The sequence below is a fragment of the Bacillus sp. OK048 genome, assembly GCF_900103525.1.
Lineage (GTDB): Bacteria > Bacillota > Bacilli > Bacillales > Cytobacillaceae > Neobacillus.
The window spans coordinates 1-26766 of sequence record NZ_FNHN01000008.1; the positions used below are offsets into that span (position 1 = coordinate 1).

Genomic DNA, 26766 nt, shown 5'->3' on the forward strand with positions numbered 1-26766 from the left:
AATGGCAAGAAGGTCACACCCGTTCCCATACCGAACACGGAAGTTAAGCTTCTTTGCGCCGATGGTAGTTGGAACTTTGTTCCTGTGAGAGTAGGACGTTGCCAGGCTGCACTTTTATTACTATTCCGCAGTAGCTCAGTGGTAGAGCTATCGGCTGTTAACCGATCGGTCGTAGGTTCGAGTCCTACCTGCGGAGCCATTCTTTTATGGAGAGCTGTCCGAGTGGCCGAAGGAGCACGATTGGAAATCGTGTAGGCGGGTAACCCTGTCTCAAGGGTTCAAATCCCTTGCTCTCCGCCATAAAAACATGATCTATTTTTTACGGCCCCTTGGTCAAGTGGTTAAGACACCTCCCTTTCACGGAGGTAACACGGGTTCGAATCCCGTAGGGGTCACCATTAACTTTCTATAAATATGGAGGATTAGCTCAGCTGGGAGAGCATCTGCCTTACAAGCAGAGGGTCGGCGGTTCGATCCCGTCATCCTCCACCATAAATATTATTGTCGCGAGTTGTATCAATCAAACAGCTGCTAGATTAAGCTTACAGAGATTGATACAGTCCATACAAACTATGGGCAGGAATTAAATTTAATCATTTTTATTGTCGCGGGGTGGAGCAGTCCGGTAGCTCGTCGGGCTCATAACCCGAAGGTCGCAGGTTCAAATCCTGTCCCCGCAATTTGGTCTGGTAGTTCAGTTGGTTAGAATGCCTGCCTGTCACGCAGGAGGTCGCGGGTTCGAGTCCCGTCCAGACCGCCATTTTTTAAAAAAGTGGCTAAGTAAGTTTCAAAATGTGGCTCAGTAGCTCAGTCGGTAGAGCAAAGGACTGAAAATCCTTGTGTCGGCGGTTCGATTCCGTCCTGAGCCACCTTTTTATCATGCCGGGGTAGCTCAATTGGTAGAGCAACTGACTTGTAATCAGTAGGTTGGGGGTTCAAGTCCTCTCGCCGGCACCATTCGGTTAGAATTTAATATTATGTGGAGGGGTAGCGAAGTGGCTAAACGCGGCGGACTGTAAATCCGCTCCCTCCGGGTTCGGCGGTTCGAATCCGTCCCCCTCCACCAAGTTATTTTTTCGTAGTAAAAATAACCATAGTTTTTTCGCGATAGCGAAAATAACTTTTCTTTAAAGGGGTATAGTTTAAAGGTAGAACGAAGGTCTCCAAAACCTTTGGTGTGGGTTCAATTCCTACTACCCCTGCCAATTAACTTATTTATGGCGATTGTGGCGAAGTGGTTAACGCACCTGATTGTGGTTCAGGCATTCGTGGGTTCGATTCCCATCAGTCGCCCCATGAATTCAATTCAAAAATATCAATATATCATTGGGCTATAGCCAAGCGGTAAGGCATCGCACTTTGACTGCGACATGCGTTGGTTCAAATCCAGCTAGCCCAGCCAATTTGCGGAAGTAGTTCAGTGGTAGAACACCACCTTGCCAAGGTGGGGGTCGCGGGTTCGAATCCCGTCTTCCGCTCCATAATATGGCGGCATAGCCAAGTGGTAAGGCAGAGGTCTGCAAAACCTTTACCACCGGTTCGAATCCGGTTGCCGCCTTCAAACTTTTGAATTCATTTATTGCTTTGATTACGCCGGGGTGGCGGAACTGGCAGACGCACAGGACTTAAAATCCTGCGGTAGGTGACTACCGTACCGGTTCGATTCCGGTCCTCGGCATTAGAACAATTACAAAATTTTATTATGCCGGTGTGGCGGAATTGGCAGACGCGCACGACTCAAAATCGTGTTCCGCAAGGAGTGTCGGTTCGACCCCGACCACCGGTATCATTAGATCAAATTAAGTTCGTTTTAGAAACGAAAAAACACTCACAAATGTTGTTAATTCAACATTTGTGAGTGTTTTTTTTTTGCCGGAAAATAGCTGGAAAAGGTAGGATTTTGCACAAAGGTATTTAACTAAAGGCTCTGTAATTATTCATTGTTGATTTTCGTGTAGGTATGAGAATTTATAGGCGGAGAATTTCCGGCTAATGTATATAGAGGAAGTTAAAGAAGCAGATATAAGCGGAGATATTCCGATTAACTGCTTTAAATTAGGCAAAATCCAAGGATTTGGATCATATAAACGGAAAAACTTCCTTTGTTTTTAAGAAAATATGGATGTTTTTCAATTTAAGCGGAATCTTTCCGTTTATTTTTTAAACGCAGTGAAATCAACATTTAGTTATAACAGACCAAACTAGAGTGCCTGTGCACCATCCAAAAATATGGAAAGTGCTACTTGTCGACAATTTATTAAGACTTTTCGTTGTTACAGACAAATATAGTTCTATTGTTGTCGAATCATATTCTGGAAAAAGAATGATATTACTAATAAATGGGAATCTTAAAGTGGTTCAATCAAGGCTTAGTTAAGGGAGTTCCCCTTGACATCTTTTTCAAAAAAACTTATAGTTATCTTCGGTAATAGTTATCCAAGGTAACTATAATGTGTGGGAGGAGGAGAAAGAACTGGAAGGTTTTTTTCAGCGTTATTTAAGTCTGTATAGACCACTTATAACCAGATTGAATGAACTCATGAGCACTTATGAGCTTTCTTATTCTTTATGGCAAGTTATTTTTTATATAAAAACCAATGGACCTTCGACACTTGTAGAGATTGCAATTCAATATAATGTAGAAAAACCAACCATTACAAGGAGGGTTCATCGTTTGGAGGATCTACAAATGGTGAAGCAAATTCCTGGTATGGATAGGCGAGAAAAAGTCATTCAGTTAACAGAATTAGGAGAAGAGATTTACCAAGCATGTAGAAAAAAAATAACGGAATTAGAAAATAGTGTGATGGAAGGGATCGCTAATGAAGAGCAATTGATTACGTTTCAAACTCTTCCTAAAATACAGGTAAATATTATGAAAGGCGAGGGAAGCAAAAGTGAGTAAACCTAACTTATGGACAAAGGATTTTATCATTGTATCCACTGTCAATTTTTTGTTAACGTTAGTCTTTTATTTGTTAATCGTGATTATTGGTGTTTTTGCGGTAGATGAATATCATGCTTCTACAAGCCAGGCCGGACTTGTTACCGGAATTTTTATTGTGGGTACATTAATTGGGCGCCTGTTTATTGGCCGCAGTATCGATTCAATTGGTCGTAAAAGAACGCTGTTCATTGGATTAATTCTTTATATAATAACAACATCTTTATATTTTATCCATTTGGGAATCACTTTTCTGCTTATTACCCGGCTATTGCATGGAATTACGCTGGGTATCGCAAGTACAGCAACAGGTACGATTGTGGCTCAGATTATCCCGAAAAGACGAAAAGGGGAAGGTATCGGTTATTACAGTATGAGTTCGACATTGGCCACAGCAATCGGACCGTTCATTGGACTATATATGAGCCAACATACTAGCACTCAATTAATTTTTAGTCTCTGCCTGGCTTTAGGAATCTTCAGTTTGATTACAGCATTCTTTGTGTATGTGCCGGCAGTGGAAGGATCAACAAAGACAACTGAATTAAAAGGAGTCAAACTCTCTCATTTTATTGAGCCAAAGGCAGTTCCGATTGCATTGATAACGTTAATTATCGGTTTCTGTTACTCCAGTGTTCTTTCTTTTATTAATTTCTATGCAATTGAAATTGACCTGGTTAGTGCCGCTAGTTTCTTCTTTCTTGTGTATTCAATAGCAGTATTGATTTCACGTCCATTCACAGGTCGTTTAATGGACGTGAAGGGGGCAAACTATGTGATGTATCCGGCCTTTGTTCTCTTTGCTGCTGGAATGCTTCTTTTAGGTTCAGCCCACAGCAGCGTCACTTTGTTATTAGCGGGTATACTTATTGGACTCGGATTTGGGAATATGCAGTCATGCACTCAGGCAATCGCTGTGAAGCTGACTCCACCTCATCGTATGGGGCTGGCAACGTCGACTTTCTTTATATTTCTTGACGCAGGGCTTGGATTCGGTCCTTATTTGCTTGGATTCTTGCTCCCATTTTCGAGCTATAGTACGCTATATGTAAGCCTAGGAGTTGTAGTATTGCTGTCTTCTGGTCTTTACTTTTTACTGCACGGAAAGAAAGAGAGAGCGAGTATCAATGCTTAAGCTCAATCATAAACAATATGAAGGGACATCTCATGTAAAGAGATATCCCTTCAATATTTGATGGAAAATAATGGGTTTCCATGGATCTATTGTTAAAAGATGAGTTTTATTAGCTATTTGAAGGAATCACCACTGATATCCGGGCTATGAAGGACAAACCTCGGTTGTGCAACGGGAACAATGTCCTTCATCCGGGTTATGAAGGACAAACCTCGGTTATGCAACGGGAACAATGTCCTTCATCCGGGTTATGAAGGACAAACCTCGGTTGTGCAACGGGAACAATGTCCTTCATCCAGGCTATGAAGGACAAACCTAGGTTGTACAACGGGAACAATGTCCTTCATCCAGGTTATGAAGGACAAACCTCGGTTGTGCGACGGGGGAAATGTCCTTCATCCAGGTAATAAAGGACAAAAGCCGGTTGGGAAACAGGAAGAATGTCTTTCATCCAAGCTATGAAGGACAAATCTTAAGGTGATTTGACCCGCTATTTACAGTTTTGCACCTCTAACGTAATCCCGTTAACAAACCAGTTATCTTGATTTTTCTAATCCTTTATAAAGGAGCTTTATGAAAAAAAGCGAAAGAATGGAACCCACTAGTAAAAGTGCCATATCCTTCTGGGCGTCCCATATGTCTCCTTGCATGCCTAAAAAATCTTTAGTGGCTTTTCCTTCTTTCCCAATTTTTGTACTTAACCACTCTATGATTTCATAGAGTGCCCCTATTGCAAGTGTTATACATAGAGCAATGAAATTTGTAGTTTTACTTTTTAATAAAACGGTTTTCCTTAATAATATCTCAATAATCACTATGACCATTAGCCCCTTAAGAAAATGACCGAACCGATCATAGTGGTTTCTTTGTAAATCAAAATAATCTTTGATCCATGTAAAGAGAGGAACTTTGGAGTAAGAATAATGCCCTCCTATAAACGTCAAAATGACAAGAAGAGTAATAATGACATAGGAAACAGTGGTAAGCCGAAACTGATTGTATCTTGATATCAAGAATATTAAAACTAATACTGAAGGTAAAACCTCCACCAACAAGACCCTATAACCTTCCACAGGTTTAATTAGGGACCAAATAAGAACAAGCAAAACAACAAATAACAAGAAATAACGGATCGAACTTCCTTTTTTACGTGACACTCAAATCACTCCATCGTAAAAACAAGATGAATTTAGTATTTGCAAAAATTTTAAAAATATAGATAGAGGTATAAAGTGCCAGGTTCCAAAAAAGGACAAAAGGTGATAATAAAAAAAAGAGTGTCGACTGAGTCAACACTCTGAGATACTGCCCATTGAAAAAAAAGCAACTTATCTCTCGGATAAGTTGCTTTTTTAAGAACCGATTTTGAGACGTTTTTCAGAGAACACAGTCGATTCTTTTTATTTCTTACATTTTATCCTTTAAGCAATTGCTCTTCTTTTCTCTATATCATTCTGCTTTTTAAATATGCCAAATGGTTTACCTACTGGTAAAACAACTTGCCCAAAATGTGTGTTTAAAACAGCTGCAGCAGAACCATAAAATGATAGTAAGGCAATAAGCAATTCAGAGATTGCTGCAAGCATATGAGAAAATTCATACATAATATCAAATGAACTTAGGGACAATCCGATAAATAAGAAATCAATTAGCACGAAAATAAAAAACAGTACTTTATGGGTCTCCATTGCACCGACCGTCATAAATAAGCTAAAGATTAAGTAACCGACGAATGCGACACCTAGCTGTTTAGAATCCGCATTGGCAAGGACCGATTCACCTAAAGCACCTATTTGAATCAACCATGTTGTTCCGACACCGAACCAAAATAATCCAAATGCTCCAAATGCCGTTGTTCCAAATACATTATTATGTTTAGAATCTAGGAAACTTGCTATTAATTGTGCAATCCCACCTAAAAAGAAAGCCCATGGCAGGATTAAAGCAGTGCCTTCTGTCAGTCCTAATTTTTGTGATGATGCTACAAGTGTAACCATTGCTAAACCAAACAGCCCAAGTGCAGATGGATCAGCTGTCATGATTTTTACTGAAGTATGATTTTGTTTATTCATATGATGCCTAATTCCTCCTTAATCATTTGCCTTCCTAAAGATACAGAAAATCTTCTGTTTTGTCTATAATAAGACCTATTATTCTCGATTAGAAGTTTATAGTAATAAAAAAAGTGCCAGGCACCATCCATAAAATTGGAAGGTGCCTGGCACTTTTTTGTTGTACCAATGTGACTTTTCACGTCATGAATATGACTTTTTATAGCCAAAACGGATGACCTTTATCACTATTTATTGTTATTGGCGAGATATAAACTAAATCTTGCATGGAAAACTTTTATAGGTCGGAGGTCTTAGAGGAAATTACGGCAGTTGCCCGAGGCTGAAGGGTGAATGGAAAAACTATAATAAAAAAGGTAAATAAATCCAATTAATTTATTTCAAAGGGGAAGTGGAGTTATGCAATCTTGGATTAAGTTTTCGTTAAAGAATGCGGGGGTTATTTTTATCGCCATGCTCATGGTGATTGCAGGGGGGATTTATTCAGTCAAAACGATGAAGATGGAATCGATGCCGAATGTTGACATTCCATTTATCGTCGTTCAGGTTCCATACATCGGCGCCACTCCGGAACAAGGCTTGGAGGATATAGGAAAGCCAATGGAGGAAACGTTGTCGGGTATCAAAAAGCTGGATAACTTATATATCGAAGCCCACAGCAATGTGGTTGTGGGAATTCTAGAGTTTGAGATGAGCAAGGACATGGATGAAGCGGAGAAGGATGTCACGACTGCCGTCGCCACCATCAACCTCCCTGAAGGTACAGAAAAGCCAGAAATCATCAAGGACGGTCCATCAGCGATGCCGGTCTTTACCTTTGCGCTTTCGTCCGAAACTGCCAATCAATCCGATCTGACACAATTTATCAATGAGCGAATCAAGCCGGCATTAACTGGAATTGATGGAGCTGGAAGGATCGACATTTCTGGTGAAACCGAAAAGGAATTGGCTATTAAGCTTGATCCGGAAAAAATGAAGCAGCGTGGAGTTACCTACGAGAACGTCAAGCAAACGCTGCAAGCCCACAACTTTTCCTTCCCAGCAGGGCAGGTAAATGTTGAAGATAAGACCTTCAATGTGCAGGCCAATTTCAAGCTGGATTCTGTTGAGGATGTAAAGGCGGTTCAACTTTTAGCACAAGGACCTGTAGGGGTTCATAACTTGACCCTGGCCGATGTGGCCGACGTTTCCTATACAAACAAGAAGGAAATGGTGGTCACACGTCTGAACGAAAAGCCTGCCGTCCTCGTGGAAATGAAAGCACAGCCAGGCTCCAATACTGTTGAAGTTGTCTCGCAGGCAAAGAAAAAAATTGATGCACTGGATTTGCCAACTGAATATACATTAACAAAATTGTATGATACGTCAAAAGAAGTAAAGACCTCAGTCGATGGGATGTTACGCGAAGTCTTGCTTGGGACGCTGTTTGCCGTGATTGTCACGTTCTTGTTCCTGCGGAATATCAGAGCAACTATTGTCGCCGTACTTTCCATCCCATTATCGATCTTGGCATCGATGATTACTTTAAAATATTTTGGCTACAGCTTGAACATGATGACACTGGCAGGAATCGCTGTTGCCGTCGGGCGCGTGATCGATGACTCGATTGTGGTTATTGAAAATGTCTACCGCCGTACCTTAACAAGTCCGCAACGCAATGAAAAATTGGTGCTGACGGCCGCTAAAGAAGTGGGTGGAGCGATTACATCATCGACCTTGACGACGATTGCCGTGTTCGGACCGCTTTCTTTTGTACCAGGCATCATCGGCCGTTTCTTTGCCCCGTTTGGGATTACCGTCATCGTGGCACTCGCGTTCTCGCTGATTGTTTCGTTAACAGTCGTGCCGCTATTGGCAAAATTATTTTTACTAAAGATTAAACATAAAGAAGAAAAGGAATCCATTTTAGAAAAGGCCTATCAGCGGACGCTGGCTTGGGTTTTGAATAAGCGCACAGTGACAATCGTTATGGCTGTGGTCCTGTTTGCCGGCTCGCTTGTCCTGGTGCCGCTAATTCCGAAGAACTTCCTGCCGCAGGAAAAGGCCGTTTCCTACCGATTAACTGGTGATTTGCCGGCTGGAACATCATTGGAAAAAGCAAATCGTACCGCTGTTAAGATAGAAGAAATTTTACAACAAGAAAAGCAGGTCAAACATACACAAACCATTGTGAACGGTGAGTATATTCGGTTCGCCATTGATTTAAAGGATGACACCACAAAAGCACAAACAACTGATTTTGAAAAACGGGTTCGCACCGAAGTAGAAAAACTCAACAATCAAATGCGGGTCGCCCTTAGTCCTGTCGGTATTGTTGGAACAAGTGGTTTAGCGTTGATGGTCGAAGGCGGGAATGCCAAGGATTTAGAGACGGCCGGAAAAATGATTACCAAAAAACTTCAAAATATTGAGGGGCTGGAGAATGTCGAATCCAATCTGTCTGGCGTAAAAGAACAGCTGCAGCTGGAAATCAATGATGAGAAGGCTGCCGAAAAAGGATTAAACCCAATCATGGTCGCGGGTTATGTGAGACAGCTAATTGCCGGCGATACCGTCGCTAACATGCAGGTGGATGGGAAAACTACAAACATTCATTTATCATTGGCGGGGGATGCACTGGACTCCATTGATGCCATTATGAGCCAAAGCATGACGGGTCCAATGGGACAGCAGGTCGCGCTCTCCGACGTGGCGACACTTGAAAAGGCACCAAGCCCATCCGCTTTGTATCGTTTAAATCAACAGGAATATGTACAAATTAGCGGACGCATCACCACCGATAATACTTCCGGTGTGCAGTCAGAGGTAGATAAACGCATGGCAGAGTTGGATTTGCCAGAGGGGATCACCTATCATTCAGAAGGCCAGGCGCAGGCGATGAATGAAGGTTTTACAAATATGTTGATTGCCATGGCGGTAGCCGTTGTACTTGTGTTTATCGTGATGCTGGTCGCGTTTGGGAATATGTTAATGCCGGTTGCCATCCTAACTTCGTTACCATTCTTATTTTCCGGCGGATTGCTCGGATTGTATTTGACGGATCAGGCATTAGGAATGCCGGCATTAGTAGGGTTCTTGATGTTAATTGGAATCGTGGTCACGAATGCGATTGTGTTGATGGATCGGGTGAAGCAAAATGAGAAGAAGGGCATGGAGCTTAGAGCCGCCTTGCTTGACGCTGGGAAAACACGGCTTCGTCCCATTCTCATGACGGCCCTCGCCACCATCGGCGCATTGCTGCCACTGGCGTTGTCAAACGAAGGAGGACTCATCTCCCAATCGCTCGCCATTGTCGTCATATCGGGCTTGCTGACATCCACACTTTTAACATTGGTGATTGTCCCGACTACCTACCATATTATGAAATCCGTAAAATGTAAACTTTTCAAACAGAAGGTAGACATTGGAACAGAACTACACTCTGGAACGGTTCTCGCGTTTCAAAACGAACGGTAACACCAGGTAGCAAGGGTGGCGAACCTCCTTCGGAATGGGGGGTTCGCTTTTTGTATACTTTAGGATCAGTCTTATTTGGACTGATCCTTTGCGTTCTTGATAAATAGTTTAGGAGATTAATAGCCTTTATAAAATTTCGTCTAGAGTCATACCCTTCGACAAAATCTACTAAATTTCGGGCGTGCCAGGCACTTGGATGTCAGTTGACAGGCACGCATTCGAGATGTGATTTGAAACACAATTTTGTCATTTTGTTAACATTAGCTTCAAAAAACTTTAAACAAAAAAATATATATAAAAACACTGTTTGTAAAAACAACTTGACTTACACTGACAGAAAATTTAAAATATTTATAAGTAAACGTTTACATAATTTTCTGTTTTATTTTACATTACTTAATATTATTGGACGGGATTTAAAAAAGAAAAATATTCAATTATGCCATCCCTTTCAAAAAAGGATTTTTAGTCAATTAGTATGACTTTTAGGTAAACGTTTACTTACTAATAAGGAGGTGTTAAATGGGATATTTCAGTAAATTCTTCTTGGAAAATAAAAAATAGTCATTGTAAGGGAAGCACATATAAAAACGGAGGTGCACGTTCATGTATAAGGGATATAAAGCCCGAAAAGTACTAATTCTTTCTTTAGTATTTCTTTTGATTTTTACATCGTTTCAATTTACATTGGGTGTAAACATACAGGCTGCTGGTGCTAATGGTACATTTGATGCAGAAACAGGTACGTTGACGATAAATAGTGAATTTGTCGCTGGAAAGTTAAGGGACCAAATTGATGCAGTACTACCAGATGGAAAGAATTATGCAGATATCAAGGCTTTAATAGTGACAGCAGGGGTAATTGGCGTTGGAAAAGCAGCGGATGGTAATGACGTAACAGGAATAATTGACCGGTTAACGAATCTTGAAGATATTCAATTAATAGGAAGTACTACAACACAAAAGACCTCTAATCGTAATTCACAGGAAATTACACCTGCAAACTTATTTAGTTCTGCAAATTCCAAATTGAAATCGGTTACACTTAAAAATGTTACAACAATTGGAGAAAATACATTCAAGGATGTAGCAACTTTAACAACTTTAGTCATACCGAGTGTGATAAAAGTCGAAAATATAAACGCTTTTGAGGATATTTCGAATCTTGAATCTATTACATTAGGTGAAACACCACCACAAGCTGGGCCTAGCTTGTTCCCAACTAATGTAACATACTATGTACCGGCTACTAAAGTTGAAGCCTATAAGAGTGACGTTTTATGGGGGAGTGTGGGGGATAGAATCCAGGCTGTGGCTGTTTCATCAGAAGAAGATGAGGTTAATCCTCCTAAAACAGATGTCGAAGAGAGCGTGCCTGAAGCAGATGGAGATGGGGTAGCTGTCATCACATTTGATAAAACAGATAGGCTTGTTGATATATTGCGGGAAGCTGGTTATGATAGCACAATTCCGGAACAAGCTGCAAAGTTAAAGAAGATTGTAATAAAAGCAGGAAAAGCAAAGAAAACACTTGCAACTGCAGATTTTAACCATCAAGGTAAACTTCTTAGTAACTATATTAATCTTACATCTTTCACGATAGAAAAGCCGGAGGATCCTCTCCTCTTAACATGGACTGGGAATAAAATACCTAATAATGCCTTTAAAGGGTTAGAAAAACTAAGGGAAGTAAAAATAGGAATTGCTACCTCTAGCATTGGTTCTTCTGCGTTTGAAGGATGTATTTCACTTGAAACCGCCGAGTTTCTTGATACACGTATGATTAGCCCGAAGTCTTTCAAGGGGAATACAAACCTAACATCTATTACTTTTAATAAAACATATTTACCAGTAAAGTTTGAAGAGTTTCCTGGTGAGCCGACTGAATGGTTTAAAGATGTTAATACTAGTAAACTAACTATTTTCGTTCCTACGGTTGCGGTAGAAATCTTTAAAGGAGACGAGGATTGGAGTACTATTTGTAGCGGTTGCAAAATCATGACTAACGGTGATGATGCTGCGAAGGGAGCAGATGAAGGGCCTCCAGCCACTCTGGAAATTGAAATTGCTAATTTTACTACAAAAAAACTAGAAGATGCAATAAACAATTCTCCTAATTTTAGCGGTAACTTTAACGATATCCGAGTACTGACTATTAAAGCAGGCATTTTATCTTCTGCTGATAGTAGCTTTATAGCTACCAAGCTTAAAAAGCTTGAAGAGCTTTATATCATTAATGAGGCTAACTTCGAAAATGATGTCATTCCTAAAAATGCCTTTGAGGGCAACCGACACTTAAAAAAAATTAAAGTGGAGAATGTAAAGGAAATCGGCGTAATGGCTTTCAATTTATTTGAAAGCTTAGAAGAAGTTGACTTTCCAGATGTCAAAATAATCAGATCACAAGCGTTTGCACAAGTAAAGGGTTCTAGTGATAGCAAGCTTAAAATTGCGAGATTTCCAAAAGTAGAGGTTATAGAACAGAGAGCTTTCTATTACTGTGTTAATTTAGAACATTTGTACCTAGGATCACAACCACCGACACTTTCGGTTCCTGAAGGTAAACAAGGCTTATGGTTTAACTTTGTAACCCGGATGACAATTCACGTACCTGACAGATCTGCATTCGATGAATATGTCAAAGTTGAAAATAGCGAAATGATTGATTGGAGTGCATTTGACTTCATCGCGGAAAATGGCGATGTGTTACCAGCAGTAGAGCGAGCAGATGCATACAATGATGCAAACTATAACCATCTTCGTAAGGATCATACTTTGCCTTATTTTAACGGTGATTATAAAACAAGTCTGAATTTGTATACATTTAATATGAACTTAAACTCATGGGTTCAGGGACGTACTTCACCAGAACCAATGGATACTTTTGAGGCAATCAAGTGGGCACATGAAAATGGGTTTGATGCAGTAGATATTACAGCTTATTATATTCCTGGCTATAGTAATACAGCCATGCCAACAGAAGAACAACAGAAGGAAATTCTTGCGTTTGCTAAGCGTATTAAAGAATATAGCAATGACTTAGGCATTGCCATAAGTGGTACTGGAATTCAAAATAACTTTGCAGACCCGAATCAAAAAAGACGTGAGCTAGATATTGAGAGAACAAAGTTTTATATTCAAGTTGCAGCTGAAATGGGGGCACCTGTTATCCGGGTATTTGCCGGACCACCTCCTGCTGATATTTTACGTTCAGGCTGGGAAGCTATAACGAAAGATCGAATGACGCCTGCCATTCAAGAAATAGCAGACTTTGCGCAAGAGAATTATCCGAGTGTTGAAATTGGTGTTCAAAATCATGGCGATATGCTAGCAACGGCTAACCAGGTGCTTCAGCTACTAGAATGGGTTGATCGAGGTAACGTTGGTATTGTAAACGATACAGGGTATTACCGAGATTTTATGAGCCTTGACGCGCGAGGCTATGATTGGTATACGGATATTGCCTTAATTCTTCCGTATTCAAACAACTTTCAAGTAAAGAAAAAACCAGGAGGGGCAGAAACAACAGAGTTAATGGATTTAGAGAGAATTTTTAGGGATATGAGAAGCAGCTCTTATGGGCGTAATGGTGAATATGTCCCTGTTGAATTATTATGGAATCCTGGAGATGATGGTTATCCAGGGGATCTAGCTGAACCGCCTTATGAAGAAACGTTAGCATTTCTTACTAAGATGAAAGCAGCAATGGAAAGAACTAAACGAACTGATATTTATTCAGATTTAAGTGGGATTCATTTATCAACTGGTGGTTTAAATGAAGATTTTCATTCAGGAAAAACGAGCTATACACAAACTGTTGAAAATAATGTTACAAATGTAACTGTTACAGCGAAAAAGGCAGAATCACAGGCAGTAGTAAGAGTTAATGGCGAAAGTGTAGAAAGCGGAAAACCTAGTGGAGCAATTGCTCTTAACGTTGGAATCAATACGATATCAATCGTTGTTACAGGGGCGGATGCTTTGGAAAAAACATATACAATTGAAATTACTCGAGAAGCACTTGCTAAAACGCCTTCTATTGACGTAACTCCTTTGGAGACACTCATTACTGAGGCAAAAGCAATTACAAATGATAATTTAGTCTATACAGATGGTTCCTTCGCCAAGTTACAAGCTGCGATCGAAGTAGCTGTATCGGCATTAACTAGCATAAATACAGAACAGGAATTAACAGAGGCATTAAAAACCTTGAAAGTCGCGCTTGATGGATTAGAAAAGCTTGCGCCTGGATTGGGTGAAAATGGCGGTGGAAAAAGTCCTGGTAACAACGAAAATCAGAATCAAGACGGTAAAGGAACTGGTAATGATGTAAAGCAAAATCAAGGTAAAAACAGCAATGATCAAATCGGTAAAAATGGTGCAAAGCTTCCGAATACAGCAACATCTATGTATTCAATGTTATTGATAGGTATGGCGTTGCTTCTTGCTGGTGCTGGATCAATGTTTGTTGTAAAAAGAAGAAGAATTAAAGGCTAAATAAAATTAAAAATCAGGGTTATCCACGAGGAGCAAAATAAAGACTCGGAGGATAACCCACTTTTTATAAATTAATCAAGGAGTGAAAGCATGTATATTCGATTACGTAAAGGACTTAGCCTTATAATAGTTATTCTCTTAATAGTGACATCATTGGAATTCACTTTAAGTACAAAGATTGATGCAGCTGAAGAAGATATAACAATTTCACTAAAGGTGGACCATCCGAATATTGTAAATGTTGATGAAGTTTCGCATTCTATCATTGTAATTAAAAATACAAATCTTGAAAAGCTAAATCAGCAAATTTCCAATGGTATTGATAGCGTCTTAAGGGTATTAGACATAAATGGTACTCCTAAAAAAGAAACAGACGAGCTTTTAACGGGTGACAAGTTTGTGCTCATAAAGGGGAGTTTAAAGAAAGAGTATACTATTCAAGTAAATTATTTTACGTTGAAGAACTTAGCGTTGAATCCTGATGAACGAAACATCAAAATAAGCTCAATAAGAGGAGATACTAAGCCTTTAAACGCTTTTAACGGTGAATCAACCGGCAACGCTGGCAGTGGATACCAAGTGGACCAGTCTCAAAGCAAGCAAACTAGTATTAATGCTGGTAAAGATACATTTTGGCTTGCCGTTGACTTAGGCGAAATTCAAACCATTGATCAGTTTAGCGTTGCATGGGGGACAACAGTTAGTAATTTGACAACGAGACTAAAAGATTCGAAATACCGTGTTGAATACACAAATGATCCTGAAAAATGGGCTGCCCTCTCAAACGCCACCGTTTCGGGAGCAGATGGTATTTTAAACTACAGTAAACCGGCTGGTTGGGACCTTGCATATGAGCAAGATGTGAGAGAATTACCGAATGCAAATGGTAACAAGGTATTTATGAGCAATCTTGAGACACCAATTTCAGCTCGATACGTGATGTTAACAGGAGAGCTTGCAAGCAGTTGGATTGAAATTTATAACTTCTTTGTGTTTCAAAAAGAGTCTGGTGAGGGAGAACCAAATCAACCTGTCTACCCAACAGAAGAGTTAGCCAAAATTGTTCCTAATTATGAAGGAATGAGTTTAACGGTAGGGAGACCAGCCATTGTAAGAAAAGATACTGCGGTTCCTAAAATTCATATAACTGCTAAAGAAGATATAAACGTATCAGGAGAATTAAAGGACCCAAATGGGCATACGATTTATACAATTGCAAAACAAACCGTTGAAAGTAGTTCGACAATTGTTGTAGCGCCTGATGTAGGAGCATCTGTCCTTGGAACATATGTTTTTGAATGGGAAATTGAAGGAAGAAAAAAGATTTATGATAAAGTCTATTTCACTGCTGTAGACGAAGACACTTCTAAATACAACTATACCAATCCCTACCCAGCATTATATTTACATGAAGATAGATTGGTCTATGTTCCTGATTATCTCGGCAACACTGTTATGGATTATTCCAATGTAGGTTATCAAGGTGGTGGAATCGAAATTCCGAATGTTCCTGTAAAAGTTATCCTTGAGCCTTCCGAAGACTATACATCGGACGATACCGAGCGTATTCAAAACGCAGTCAATATGATAGGACGTAATGTGCCAGATTCCAATGGTTTTAGAGGTGCATTATTATTAAAAGCGGGTACTTTCAGGGTGAGTAGTTCAATTAGAATTTCTGAAAGTGGAATTGTAATAAAGGGAGAAGGAGATGACCACGAAAATATAGATGATCATCAGATACCATTAAGTCCAACTAATTGGAAGAATTATAAACAATCCGAGGAAGCTAAACCAAACGTTACGAAGGTTGTTGCAACTTGGGTTGCTAGTTCCTATGATAAAAACACAGCTATCTTCAATTTTTCTGGTTCAGCAGAATCAAAAAGCGGTAACCCTATCGATATTGTTGATCAATACGTTCCAGCTGGAGGAAATACAATAAAACTTGCATCAGTGTCTGGTCTTAGCGTCGGGGACACGGTCAATATTCGTAGAGCTATTAATGCAGCCTGGGCTCAAGACCTTAAAATGGATGTTATTACTGATGCGCCAGGGGTACCCTCAGCTAATCAGTGGGCAGAAAATGGAGTTGTCGATAGTGCATATGTTAATAAAGGTGAAGAGCGTACAATCAAGTCTATCAATCATGATATCAATGAGATCATTCTTCTAGAGCCTTTGGCAGATGCACTTGATATGAGATATGGTGTTTCGACAGTGACAAAATATGAACCGACAGGCAGAATTAACAATGTAGGTATTGAGAACATCCAGGTGTTCTCGAGGTTTAATGAATCAACTACAGCAATTAATACTGCATTTGGTGTAGATTATAAATCATTTGATGATGAACTTCATGCACAACTTGCGATTCGTTTTGGCAATGCACAAAATGCGTGGGCAAGGAGGATAACCACCTATCACATCGATGTTGCTGTGTCCATTTCAACTGGTGTTAGCAAGCTTACTATTCAGGATGTGAACTGTCTCGAACCTGTAGGCGGTACGGGAGGAGAGCGACGGTATAGTTTTTCAAATGCTGGAGGGACATTAGTGTTAAGTCAACGGAACTATACCAGATATACTCGCCACGGGTTTATTGTAATGGGTAATATTATTGGTCCTAATGTATTCTACAATAATAAAGCGGAGTACGAATTTGACGCAAATGAGCCCCATTTGAGATGGTCTACTGGTGGGCTATATGATAATTTTGACGGTCGAGTTTATGTACAGAATAGATGGAACAATGGAACGGCTCATGGTTGGTCAGGTGCAAATTATACACTTTATAATAATACTGGTCCTTTTATCATCAGTCAGAATCCGCTTGCAGCTAATTATCTATTCGGGCAAAAAGGTGAAAGACTTCCTTTCGTAATGGATGCAGTGGACCCAGGAAATGTTCCTAATTTCCATCCTTATGAGTATAGCAATGGCAGTAAAATGACACCAGAAAGTTTGTACATTCAACAGCTAAAGGATAGGTTGGGACTAGAGGCAGTAAATAATATTAAAAAAAGTGATATTCCTGCTTATATTGATGAATCCAGTGATTTTACAACAAAGTTTGCATCACTGGAAGGAATTTTAGTTGAAGGTGTACCATTAGAGAATTTCAACAAGCATGTTCTTTCGTACACTGTACCTGTCGCTTTAGACTATACAGTCCTTCCTGAAATTACGTATACCGCAGATGTTAATTCAAATGTTGTTGTTTCAAAAGATGGAAATAAAGCAGTTAAATTTACTGTAAGTATGCCAGGAAAGCTGGATACTGTTTACATCGTTAATTATGGGATTATTGACAAGAATGTTCCAATTGCCTCAAGTGGAGGGCAAACATCAATCTTTCATTTAATTGACGGCGATTATAAGACTTCATGGTCCTCATCAGGTACGCCATGGGTTCAGTTTTACCTTGGTGATAAGCCTGCTTCAATTAATAGTGTATCACTTGGTTATTCTAGGGACACACAAATTAGACGGTCGTATTATTTTGATTTTGAAATATCAAACGATGGCTATAAATGGACAAAAGTTATGGATGATAGCTGGAGAAGAGATAATTTAGGTAATGGGCATATAATGGGTATGGAAGTTTTACCAGGTGCAGGTGGAGATTCTATAACTGATTATGAGACATTTATATTCCCTGAAGGAATATCAGCTCGACTAATGCGTGTATCGATGTTTGGTGCAAGATCTGGAACAGGAACAGGCACATCCAACGTTAATAAGTATTGGGCAATTGATGTTGATGCTATCGTTAATGAAGAGCACCTCAAAGTATCAGGAGTTGAAATATCAGATAAGGAGTTGAGTCTCAAAAAAGGTGAAACTAAACAACTTACGGCATCAGTGTTACCTGCGAATGCTGATAATAAAGCTGTTACGTGGAGCTCCTCCAATGCTGGAGTTGCTACTGTCGATGATACTGGTCTTGTTACAGCAATTGAAGAGGGGAACGCAACAATCACAATAAAAACTGTTGAAGGTGGATTTTTAGACACCAGTATTGTGACAGTCAATGAAAATGCTCTCCCATCTATTGATTTAAGTCAATTAAAGAACCTCATTGCTGAGGCAAAAGCAATTTCTAATGATGATTCAGTGTATACTGAAAATACTTTTGCTGCATTACAAGCCGCAATTATGAAAGCTGAATCAGTATTAGAAAGGATTAAAACAGATTTAGAATTAACCGAAGCACTGGAAACATTGAAAGCAGCGTTAGAGGGATTAGTTAAGGCTGCACCTGGCCAGAGTAAAGACATTCCTGAACAAAATGGAGATACGAATCAAGATGATGACAAGAACCCTAGTCAAGGCGGGGATCATAACCAGGCTGTTGACAAGAACCATGTCCAGGACGACAAGAAGAATCAAGGTGGTGAAGCCCAAAGTCAAGTTCACAATGACCCAAAAAGCAACAAAGGTGCAAAGCTTCCTAATACAGCATCATCTATGTATACACTGGTAGTTACCGGTATTGCATTGCTTCTAACTGCATTTACTATACTGCTATTTGTTTGGAAAAGAAGATTAAGAGTTTAAAGGGCATTGGGCCTAATCAACAAGTATTTTATTGTTTAGTGACTAATGAAAACTCAAATTAACGAAATAAAATATATTTTCTGAAAAGCTCTTGACATGAAATAAGGCTACTATTAAAATATGAATAGGTAAACGTTTACACACTAAAAGTAAACGCTTACCTTTTTTAAAAAAGCTCAAGTAAACGTTTACTTGATTGGAGGTGTTTTATCCTGAAGAAGCAGGCTAATAAGAAATATACAACACTCCGAGACGTTGCCATGTTGGCAGATACATCTATAGCAACCGTATCTTATATTCTCAATGACTCCAAAGGGCGCTACGTCAGTGCAGAATTAAGAGATAGAGTTCTTCAGGCAGCCAAGGAGTTGAATTATGTAAAAAGTGCCGTTGCAAGTAGTTTAAAGGGCAAGGATCGAGGCATTCTTTCGGTGTTGGTTCCTCAGTTTGATAATCCATTTTTCACAAGGATTATCGTTGCTATTGAAGAAGCAGCGCATCGCCATGGCTATTTTATATCAATTAGTACCACAGTGGATGATATGGAGAGAGAAAGAGAAATTATCAAAAAAATGATTGAACAGCGCGTAGACGGCATAATAATCAGTCCTACCATTCAGGGAACTGAAAATACGGACCATCTTCGGAACTTGGGTATTCCTTACGTTATTCTTGATAGACCATTGATTGGTCTTAATCAATATGATTTCGTTGGGCCAGACAATTTGAGCAGTGGCTATTTGGCAACAAATCACTTAATTGAAAATGGACATGCTCAGATTGGATTTATTGGATGGGATACTTCTATTAACGTCCAAGACAGGAAAGATGGATATAAAAAAGCGATGGAAGAAACAGGATTACCTGTTAAACAGCAATGGATTCAACTTGGTTCCCTTGAAAGAGATACGGGTTATCGTTTAATGCAGAATTGTTTCGAATCAGGTATCACTGGTGTGGTATTTGGTCACCACATCCTTGCAGAAGGTGCAATTCTATTTTTAAGAGAAAGAAACGTAAGTATTCCAGAACAGATGTCAGTTGTACTAATCGGTACACCTAGCTGGGCACAGTTAAGTGTTCCAAAATTTACTTGTATTAATCAACGTGAGCAACAAATTGGTGAGATGGCTGCAGAGGTTTTATTGCGTAACATATCGGGAGAATCTGAAAGCCAGACTTGGCATCAAGAAAAAGTTTTGTGTGAATTATTGCCTGGCGATTCGGTAAAAAAACTAAATGATCAGGGGGAAAATTAATGAATAAGAAAAACGGACTTTTATGGGGAATTGTTATCGCAGTAGTAGTGGTTCTGGCATTAGCATGGCCGAAAATTTCTACTACTTTTCAAGCGAAGGAATCAAATTGGCCAGAGAAAGATATTACCATGGTAGTTCCTTTTAATCCAGGTGGTGGAACCGATTTGACAACGAGAGCATTGGCGGATGAAATGGCGAAGGACCTTGGGGTAAATATCTCCGTCGTGAATACTCCAGGTGCTAGCGGTTCAGTAGGTACGCTCAATGTTCAGAATGCAAACCATGATGGATATACAATGTTAGGGAATGGGTTTATGGCATTTGTAAGTTACCCTGTAATGGGATACACAGAACAAACACATCGTGATTGGAACATTTGGATTGCAACCTTTTCTCCAAACGTAATTGCAGTAAATGAGAATTCTAAATACAAAGATATTAATGGACTTATGAAGAATCTAAAAGATAATCCTGGGTCAGTTTCATTTGGTACAGCAGGCATTGGAACAGGAGGACATATTGCTAGTGAAGTATTAAAGTCAAGCCTTGGATTTGACTACAAACATGTACCATATCAAGGTGGAAATCCAGCGATCTTAGCAGCGCTTTCCGGTGAAGTAGACCTCGTTCCACAATTATCAATGGAAATGGTAGATATGCTTAGAGGTAACAAATTGAATGGACTTGCAGCCCTTACGGATAAGCCATTTAAAATTGAAGGGGCAGACCCAATCCCATCTATTCTTGACGTTAATCCTGAACTGAAGTCGATTGTTCCTTTAGGGGAGTCATTTGGGATTGCAGTGCCTAAGGATACACCAAAAGACGTGGTTGATAAGATTGATAAAGCGTTCAAAAAGGCAATAGATAGTGAATCTATGAAGAAGTTTGCAAATGAAAAGGGCGTAGAAGTTCTTGGTTACAGTGGGAATGAGGCGCAAAAATATGTAGACAAGCTTGCATCGACAGTTAACTGGGCTTTATACGATGGTGGAGTTGCCAAAATTTCGCCGGAGAAGTTTGACATTTCAAAGCCAGAAAAAGGTGAATAACAAATGGAAACACAGATAAAACATCTCGATTTCATTTCTTCAATATGTTTGTTTCTGATTTCAAGTTATATTATCGGAGAAAGTTTAAGAATTCATGGTGAAGTGGGGGGCCCGATGTATGCATCACCAGGGCTACTCACATTATTTCTTGGATCTATGTTGCTGTTATGCTCTGTACTATTATTTATTAAGAGTTTAAAAAAAGTAGGATTTTCAGCAAATGTTCGTGGGGTTAGACGGTGGTTAGGCGAATTTATTAAGTCAAAAGAAACCAAGAGAATGCTGTTAGGGATTTTAATACTTGGATTTTTCGTCTTTTTCCTACTTCCTAGATTTCCATTTTTACTTTCTTCGTTCATATTTCTGTTTATTTTGATGAAAGTGATGGATGCTGGCTCCATTCTTAAAATAACAATCATTTCAATTTGTGTAAGCGGGTCAATCTTTACACTTTTTCAAATAATATTTAAAGTACCATTACCTTAAGGAAAGAGTTGAGTAACATGGCTTTACAATATATTTCTGACACATTTTATCAACTTGTTACGCCTGTTAACCTTCTGACACTAGTGCTCGCCGTGTTTTTCGGTCTCATAGTGGGGGTGCTGCCAGGATTAACGTCTACAATGGCAATAGCCCTTTTGACTGGATTAACATACGGGATTTCATCAGAGACAGCGATTCTTTCATTAATTGGTGTTTATGTGGGAGCAATATCTGGCGGAGTGCAAACTGCAATTCTATTAAACATACCTGGAACACCAGCTTCAGCAGCAACAGCAGTTGATGGATATAAGATTGGACAAAGGGGAGAGGCGGGATTAGGCATATTCTTAGGAAATGCCTCTGCCTTCCTTGGTACCTTGTTTGGGGCAGTTTGTGTCCTGTTGCTTACTCCGCTTCTTTCGATGCTATCGTTAAAATTCGGTTCTTGGGAGTTCTTTTTACTCGCGGTGTTTGGCGTTATGATTTGTGGTAGTTTGACATCGGGAGGAGATCCTTTAAAAGGGTGGATTTCCGGAATAATTGGGCTGTTTGTAGCGCAAATAGGATTAGACTCATTAAATTCCTATCCTCGTTTTACTTTTGACAGTATGGCCTTAATCGGTGGTATTCCATTAATTCCAATTATGATTGGTTTGTTTGGATTCCCGGAAATTGTAAGCTCGTTCAAAAAACAAGAAATGAAAGTTGTTAAGGAAGTCATTGAGCTTAGAGTGAAAAAAGGACTCTCTATTCTAAAAGGAAAACTACCTACAGTATTTAGATCTGGCTTCCTTGGGGTCTTTGTAGGAATTTTCCCAGGAGTCGGTGAAGATGTTGCAGGTTGGCTATCGTATTGGGCAGCAAAAATGCGAAGCAAAAAGAAAGAAGAGTTTGGTAAGGGTTCTTATGAAGGAGTCATTGCTGCAGAGACTGGAATTAATGCTACAATAGGCGGAAACCTTATTCCGGTTCTAACCTTAGCTGTTCCTGGGAGTACATCTTCTGCTGTTTTACTAGCGGCATTGTGGTTACACGGATATAGACCTGGACCTTTAATGATGAGTGAATCACCAGGGTTTATCTATACAATGAGCATGTATTTGGTAGCCAGCGCGTTTGTTATGCTACTTTTGGGACTATTTATTTCTAGATATACGGTAAAAGTTCTCCGTTTTGATAAAAAGATTTTAATGCCGATTGTCTTCGTATTTTGTGCAGTTGGTTCATTCGTTATTGATAATTCAATTACGAGTGTTTATATGATGTTTATTTTCGGAATACTCGGAGTAATCTTAACGACAATGAATTATCCAGCGGCACCATTTTTACTTGGGGTTGTTCTTGGTCCAATGGCTGATTCCAATTTAAGACGTGCATTAGTATTATCGGATGGTAGTCTTGCTCCAATTTTTACTAGACCTGTGTGTATTGTATTTGTAATAATGATTATCCTTATGATTTTAGCACAGTTTAAAGTCTTTGATAAGTTAAAGCCAATCATTACAAAGAAAAAAGACATCTCGGGGTGATAGTTTATGAAAATAGTAAATGTCGGTATCGTAGGTAGCGGTTTTATCGCAGCGATCCACATCGATAGTTATAAAAAAGTTTTCGGACTTGATGTATGTCTAAAAGCAGTGGCATCAACAAATAAAAAGGTAAAATCTTTTGCCGAAAAATACAGCATAGAAAAAGTTTATCCGCGGTTCGAACAGTTACTGGAAGATCCAGAAATTGATGTTATCGATATTTGTACGCCAGCTCACCTGCACGAGGAAATGATAATTCGTGCGGTGGAGGCGGGAAAGCATGTTATATGTGAAAAACCGATGACAGGCTTTTATGGAACAGGCGATGTCAATATTGGATCAAGTGTTTCAAAAGAAGTAATGTATCATGATGTTATTAAGCGTATGGATAAATTAAAAGAAGTGGTCGAGCAAAGCGGCAAGTTATTCATGTATGCTGAGAATTGGGTGTATGCCCCCTCGATTACGAAATTTGCCGAGATTATCAAAGCAAGAAGAAGCAAGATTCTTTTACTGAAAGGTGAAGAGAGTCACAGTGGATCCCATGCTGCTCATGCAGCCCTTTGGGAATTTACCGGTGGAGGTGCATTAATCCGTCAGGGATGCCACCCGTTATCAGCCATACTATATTTGAAGCAGGTTGAAGCCAAAGCACGGAATGAAGAAATCTATATTGAGAGCATTGTTGCCGAAGTTGGTAATATCACAAATCATTTAAATGAACAAGATCGCGGAGTTCTTGCAGCTCGACCAGTAGATGTTGAAGACTGGGCAAATGTTAGTATAACTTTTTCAGATGGTACAAAGGCAGCAGTGATGGCTGGAGATATGATTGTTGGTGGTATAAGAAACATAGTTGAAGTATTTACCCCTGAAAGTGCTCATATTTGTAATATGACGCCAAACAACTCCGCTTTATCATTCTTTGCTAATGAAACAAATTTAGAAGATATATATATTAGCGAAAAAGTAGAAACGAAACAAGGCTGGCAGTTTGTAAGCCCCATGGAAGAGCAAGTAAGAGGTTATGTGGACGAATTCCAGGATTTTATGGAGTCTGTTGCTTACGAAAGAAAACCAAAATCTGATTTTGCTCTTGCCTATAATACTACGAAAGCAATTTATGCAGCTTATTGGTCAGCAGCCGAAGGTAAAAGGATTTACTTATAGAGTCATAATATACTATGAAATTGGATTTCGTGATGTTATAGAGGAGAATATTAAAATGCAAAAAAACGATGGAATGAATTATGCTCCAAAGGGGAAACCACGACCGGTTGTTGGCAGGGGTGAGTTTGTTTTTGCCGCTATGGCACTCGATCATGGACATATTTATGGCCAGTGTAATGGCTTAATAGAAGCGGGAGCAACTTTAAAATGGGTTTATGATTCAGACCCTGAAAAAGTTAAGCAATTTCTTCAAGTTTATCCAGGTGTAAAAATAGCAAGCTCCGAACAAGAAATTTTACAGGATCCGGATGTTCATCTTGTGGCAGCTGCGGCTATTCCTTCAGAGAGGGGGCCATTAGGAGTTAAAGTAATGAAGCATGGGAAAGATTACTTTACTGATAAAACTCCTTTTACTTCTATTGAACAATTGGAACAAGCAAAGTCGACAGTACGCAATACTGGACAAAAATACATGGTTTATTATAGCGAGCGGTTACACGTTGAAAGTTCTGTTTTTGCAGGACAGCTTATTCAAGATGGGGCAATTGGCCGAGTCGTTCAAGTGCTTGGATTAGGACCGCATCGATTAAATGCGCATTTACGCCCAGAATGGTTTTTCCAAATGGAGAAGTATGGAGGTATCTTATGCGATCTTGGTAGCCATCAAATTGAGCAATTTCTATTTTTTGCTGGATGTAAGGATGCTAGAGTCCTTCATAGCAAGGTGGCAAACTATAACAGTAAGGAATATCCTGAGTTTCAAGATTTCGGAGATGCTACCTTAGTCGGGGACAACGGAGTAACTAATTATTTCCGCTGTGATTGGTTAACACCTGGAGGATTAGGAGCTTGGGGTGATGGGAGATTAACAATTTTGGGAACAAAGGGTTATATTGAACTTAGAAAGTATATTGATATTGCCCGCAACCCTGATGGTGATCACCTATATTTGGTGAATGATGAAGGAGAACAGCACTTAGAGCTCACTGGGAAGGTTGGCTATCCATTTTTTGGAGATTTAATTTTGGATTGTTTAAATAGGACAGAACGAGCAATGACGCAAGGACATGCATTTAAAGCTGCTGAACTTTGTTTGATAGCACAAAAAGAAGCTTTAATTGTAGAATGATAGAAATCAAAAAAGTGCCAGGCACCTTCCAAAATAGTGGAAGGTGCCAGCACTTTTTTGATTTTAAATTATGGCAGGTACGGGAAGGTCAATTGGATTGCTACCTTTGCATTTGTAGTATAAATGTTCACTGAAATCCCTATAATATATTACAGCTTCCTTTTAGCATATTGTGATGGGGTTACAGAGGTCAACTTTTTAAATACTTTACTAAAGTAGTTTAAATCATTAAATCCCACCATAAATGCAATATCCGTCATTGAAATATTCCCTCTTTGCAAATATAATTTAGCTTCTCCGACCCGCTTCTGATTAATATATTCCGTGATATTCATCCCTGTATCTTCTTTAAATTTTCTTGATAGATGTGAAGGGTTGACGTGTATTTGTTTCGCAATTGTATGAAGTGTTATTGGATATCCTAGATTTAATAGAATATAATCCACGGCCTTTTTTACAATCGGGCTATAATGACCTGTAGAAAAAGTTCTCACCAAATCACAATATTCAATTGCCATTGAGAACATCAGCTTTTTCAAACTTGGAAGAGTATTCGTTCTTTCAATTAAAATCGCAAACCTTTCTGAAATGTTATGAAGGTAAACAGGATGGACGCCACTTCTTTCTGCCGCAACTCGATACAACGTATTGCAAACAAATCCCATGTTTTTGGAGGACCGAATTGGATTTCCAGGTACTCGATCGGAAAAGCCTACGAATACATCGATTAGAGAATCTATTAAGTGATTGACCTCATCTCGATCCCCTTTTGTTATGGCATCCATCAGTTTATTTTGGTGCTGGTATCGATCTTCAATAATATCTTTATCTTCCTCAATCGTTATTTTTAGTTGATCATAGTTAATCACTGGTTTTATGATACTAGAGGAAAAGGCTTGAGCATTTATATATTGATGACCACATAAATTCACAAGCATTTCCCCGATAGAATTAGATTCAATCTCACTTAAAACAGGCAAGGACTGATAGAATTGTTCCAATTGTTTGCGTTCACCAATCGGGAGACTATTTTTTATCATAATTTCTTTGATAAGGTCTATAACTAAAATACTTGAAATAAAGGGGCCAATTATGAGACTCCCATTAAAGGATTGATCTCTCCATATTCCCACAGCCATATACTCAAGGCCATATGGATTGATATGGTGATAATAATGATTGGATTGGTGATTAATCAGAATTTCATTTATATGGTTATACTCATTATCAGGATGATCTACTACTACTGGGATGGAATGGTTGATCGATTCAAAGAGTGTATTTCCATCACTATCAATTAATGTCACATCCATTTTGGTAATCGAATGGATCATTTGACATATTTTTATATAATTGTTAACAGCAACTTTCTCCTCCAAATAAATTCCCCTTTCTATTTCTATATCTTAATTTATTTGAAAAAATAATAAAAAGCAATATATTTACTAATCCAGCAAAAATTTTACCATTATTAAAT

14 protein-coding genes, 16 tRNA genes and 1 rRNA gene are annotated in these 26766 nt (G+C 39.2%); 28 read left to right on the forward strand and 3 right to left on the reverse strand.

Translation table 11 applies throughout. The annotated features are described in order from the left end of the window. The 19 genes from rrf to BLR86_RS15285 form a co-directional block, all read left to right on the forward strand. Window positions 1-107 (forward strand): 5S ribosomal RNA (gene rrf, locus BLR86_RS15195); the annotation flags it as partial. Between the two features lie 17 nt (window positions 108-124). Continuing rightward, window positions 125-199, forward strand: a tRNA-Asn gene (locus tag BLR86_RS15200). A 9-nt stretch (window positions 200-208) separates the two neighbouring features. Next, window positions 209-300 (forward strand) — tRNA-Ser (locus tag BLR86_RS15205). 23 nt (window positions 301-323) lie between these two features. Further along, window positions 324-398 (forward strand) — tRNA-Glu (locus BLR86_RS15210). Between the two features lie 18 nt (window positions 399-416). Next, a tRNA-Val gene (locus BLR86_RS15215) sits at window positions 417-492 on the forward strand. A gap of 114 nt (window positions 493-606) precedes the next feature. Further along, a tRNA-Met gene (locus BLR86_RS15220) sits at window positions 607-680 on the forward strand. A gap of 3 nt (window positions 681-683) precedes the next feature. Further along, window positions 684-760, forward strand: a tRNA-Asp gene (locus BLR86_RS15225). A 36-nt stretch (window positions 761-796) separates the two neighbouring features. Then, window positions 797-869: transfer RNA gene (locus BLR86_RS15230), tRNA-Phe, on the forward strand. 12 nt (window positions 870-881) lie between these two features. Next, window positions 882-957 (forward strand) — tRNA-Thr (locus tag BLR86_RS15235). Window positions 958-981: 24 nt separating this feature from the next. Next, a tRNA-Tyr gene (locus BLR86_RS15240) sits at window positions 982-1066 on the forward strand. 65 nt (window positions 1067-1131) lie between these two features. After that, a tRNA-Trp gene (locus BLR86_RS15245) sits at window positions 1132-1205 on the forward strand. Between the two features lie 15 nt (window positions 1206-1220). Beyond that, window positions 1221-1296, forward strand: a tRNA-His gene (locus BLR86_RS15250). Window positions 1297-1327: 31 nt separating this feature from the next. Continuing rightward, window positions 1328-1402: transfer RNA gene (locus BLR86_RS15255), tRNA-Gln, on the forward strand. 4 nt (window positions 1403-1406) lie between these two features. Further along, a tRNA-Gly gene (locus tag BLR86_RS15260) sits at window positions 1407-1481 on the forward strand. A gap of 6 nt (window positions 1482-1487) precedes the next feature. Further along, window positions 1488-1558 (forward strand) — tRNA-Cys (locus BLR86_RS15265). 34 nt (window positions 1559-1592) lie between these two features. Next, window positions 1593-1678: transfer RNA gene (locus BLR86_RS15270), tRNA-Leu, on the forward strand. Window positions 1679-1704: 26 nt separating this feature from the next. After that, window positions 1705-1786, forward strand: a tRNA-Leu gene (locus BLR86_RS15275). A gap of 753 nt (window positions 1787-2539) precedes the next feature. Beyond that, a complete protein-coding gene (locus tag BLR86_RS15280; protein WP_254782342.1) occupies window positions 2540-2905 on the forward strand; it encodes a MarR family transcriptional regulator in 366 nt (121 codons plus the stop codon). Then, window positions 2898-4079 (forward strand): MFS transporter, encoded by a 1182-nt coding sequence (locus tag BLR86_RS15285; protein ID WP_090762955.1) that lies wholly within the window; start codon window positions 2898-2900, stop codon window positions 4077-4079. Before BLR86_RS15280 ends, BLR86_RS15285 begins: the two co-directional genes overlap by 8 nt. 536 nt (window positions 4080-4615) lie before the next feature. Here the strand turns inward: BLR86_RS15285 and BLR86_RS15290 are convergent. Together BLR86_RS15290 and BLR86_RS15295 are read right to left on the reverse strand one after the other, a co-directional pair. Further along, complete coding sequence (locus tag BLR86_RS15290; RefSeq protein ID WP_090762958.1) at window positions 4616-5236, reverse strand: DUF2238 domain-containing protein; 621 nt, start codon at window positions 5234-5236, stop codon at window positions 4616-4618. Window positions 5237-5500: 264 nt separating this feature from the next. After that, complete coding sequence (locus BLR86_RS15295; protein ID WP_090762960.1) at window positions 5501-6151, reverse strand: acetate uptake transporter; 651 nt, start codon at window positions 6149-6151, stop codon at window positions 5501-5503. A 399-nt stretch (window positions 6152-6550) separates the two neighbouring features. On the opposite strand from BLR86_RS15295, the gene BLR86_RS15300 reads away from it, so the two are divergent. From BLR86_RS15300 to BLR86_RS15340, 9 genes are all read left to right on the forward strand, one after another. Continuing rightward, the gene (locus BLR86_RS15300; protein WP_090762963.1) at window positions 6551-9607 is read left to right on the forward strand and encodes an efflux RND transporter permease subunit; all 3057 of its coding nucleotides are present in this window, start codon (window positions 6551-6553) and stop codon (window positions 9605-9607) included. A 606-nt stretch (window positions 9608-10213) separates the two neighbouring features. Beyond that, entirely contained in the window at window positions 10214-14104 is a 3891-nt protein-coding gene (locus BLR86_RS15305; RefSeq protein ID WP_090762965.1) for a leucine-rich repeat protein, read from the forward strand. A 90-nt stretch (window positions 14105-14194) separates the two neighbouring features. Then, window positions 14195-18664 carry an Ig-like domain-containing protein gene (locus BLR86_RS15310; RefSeq protein ID WP_090762968.1) on the forward strand — a complete coding sequence of 1490 codons (4470 nt, stop codon included), beginning with the start codon at window positions 14195-14197 and terminating at the stop codon, window positions 18662-18664. A gap of 212 nt (window positions 18665-18876) precedes the next feature. Further along, window positions 18877-19923 carry a LacI family DNA-binding transcriptional regulator gene (locus BLR86_RS15315; protein WP_302847228.1) on the forward strand — a complete coding sequence of 349 codons (1047 nt, stop codon included), beginning with the start codon at window positions 18877-18879 and terminating at the stop codon, window positions 19921-19923. After that, window positions 19923-20975: a Bug family tripartite tricarboxylate transporter substrate binding protein gene (locus BLR86_RS15320; RefSeq protein ID WP_090762974.1), complete on the forward strand. Its 1053-nt coding sequence runs from the start codon at window positions 19923-19925 to the stop codon at window positions 20973-20975. The genes BLR86_RS15315 and BLR86_RS15320 overlap by 1 nt, the downstream gene beginning before the upstream one ends. A gap of 3 nt (window positions 20976-20978) precedes the next feature. Further along, a complete protein-coding gene (locus tag BLR86_RS15325) occupies window positions 20979-21461 on the forward strand; it encodes a tripartite tricarboxylate transporter TctB family protein (protein WP_090762977.1) in 483 nt (160 codons plus the stop codon). Window positions 21462-21478: 17 nt separating this feature from the next. Next, on the forward strand, window positions 21479-22990 hold the full coding sequence (locus BLR86_RS15330; RefSeq protein ID WP_090762980.1) for a tripartite tricarboxylate transporter permease: 1512 nt from the start codon (window positions 21479-21481) through the stop codon (window positions 22988-22990). Window positions 22991-22996: 6 nt separating this feature from the next. Then, on the forward strand, window positions 22997-24160 hold the full coding sequence (locus BLR86_RS15335) for a Gfo/Idh/MocA family protein (RefSeq protein ID WP_090762983.1): 1164 nt from the start codon (window positions 22997-22999) through the stop codon (window positions 24158-24160). A gap of 55 nt (window positions 24161-24215) precedes the next feature. Beyond that, entirely contained in the window at window positions 24216-25289 is a 1074-nt protein-coding gene (locus BLR86_RS15340; RefSeq protein ID WP_090762986.1) for a Gfo/Idh/MocA family protein, read from the forward strand. A gap of 149 nt (window positions 25290-25438) precedes the next feature. Here the strand turns inward: BLR86_RS15340 and BLR86_RS15345 are convergent, their stop codons facing one another. Then, window positions 25439-26668 carry an AraC family transcriptional regulator gene (locus BLR86_RS15345; RefSeq protein WP_254782343.1) on the reverse strand — a complete coding sequence of 410 codons (1230 nt, stop codon included), beginning with the start codon at window positions 26666-26668 and terminating at the stop codon, window positions 25439-25441. Between the last annotated feature and the right edge of the window lie 98 nt (window positions 26669-26766).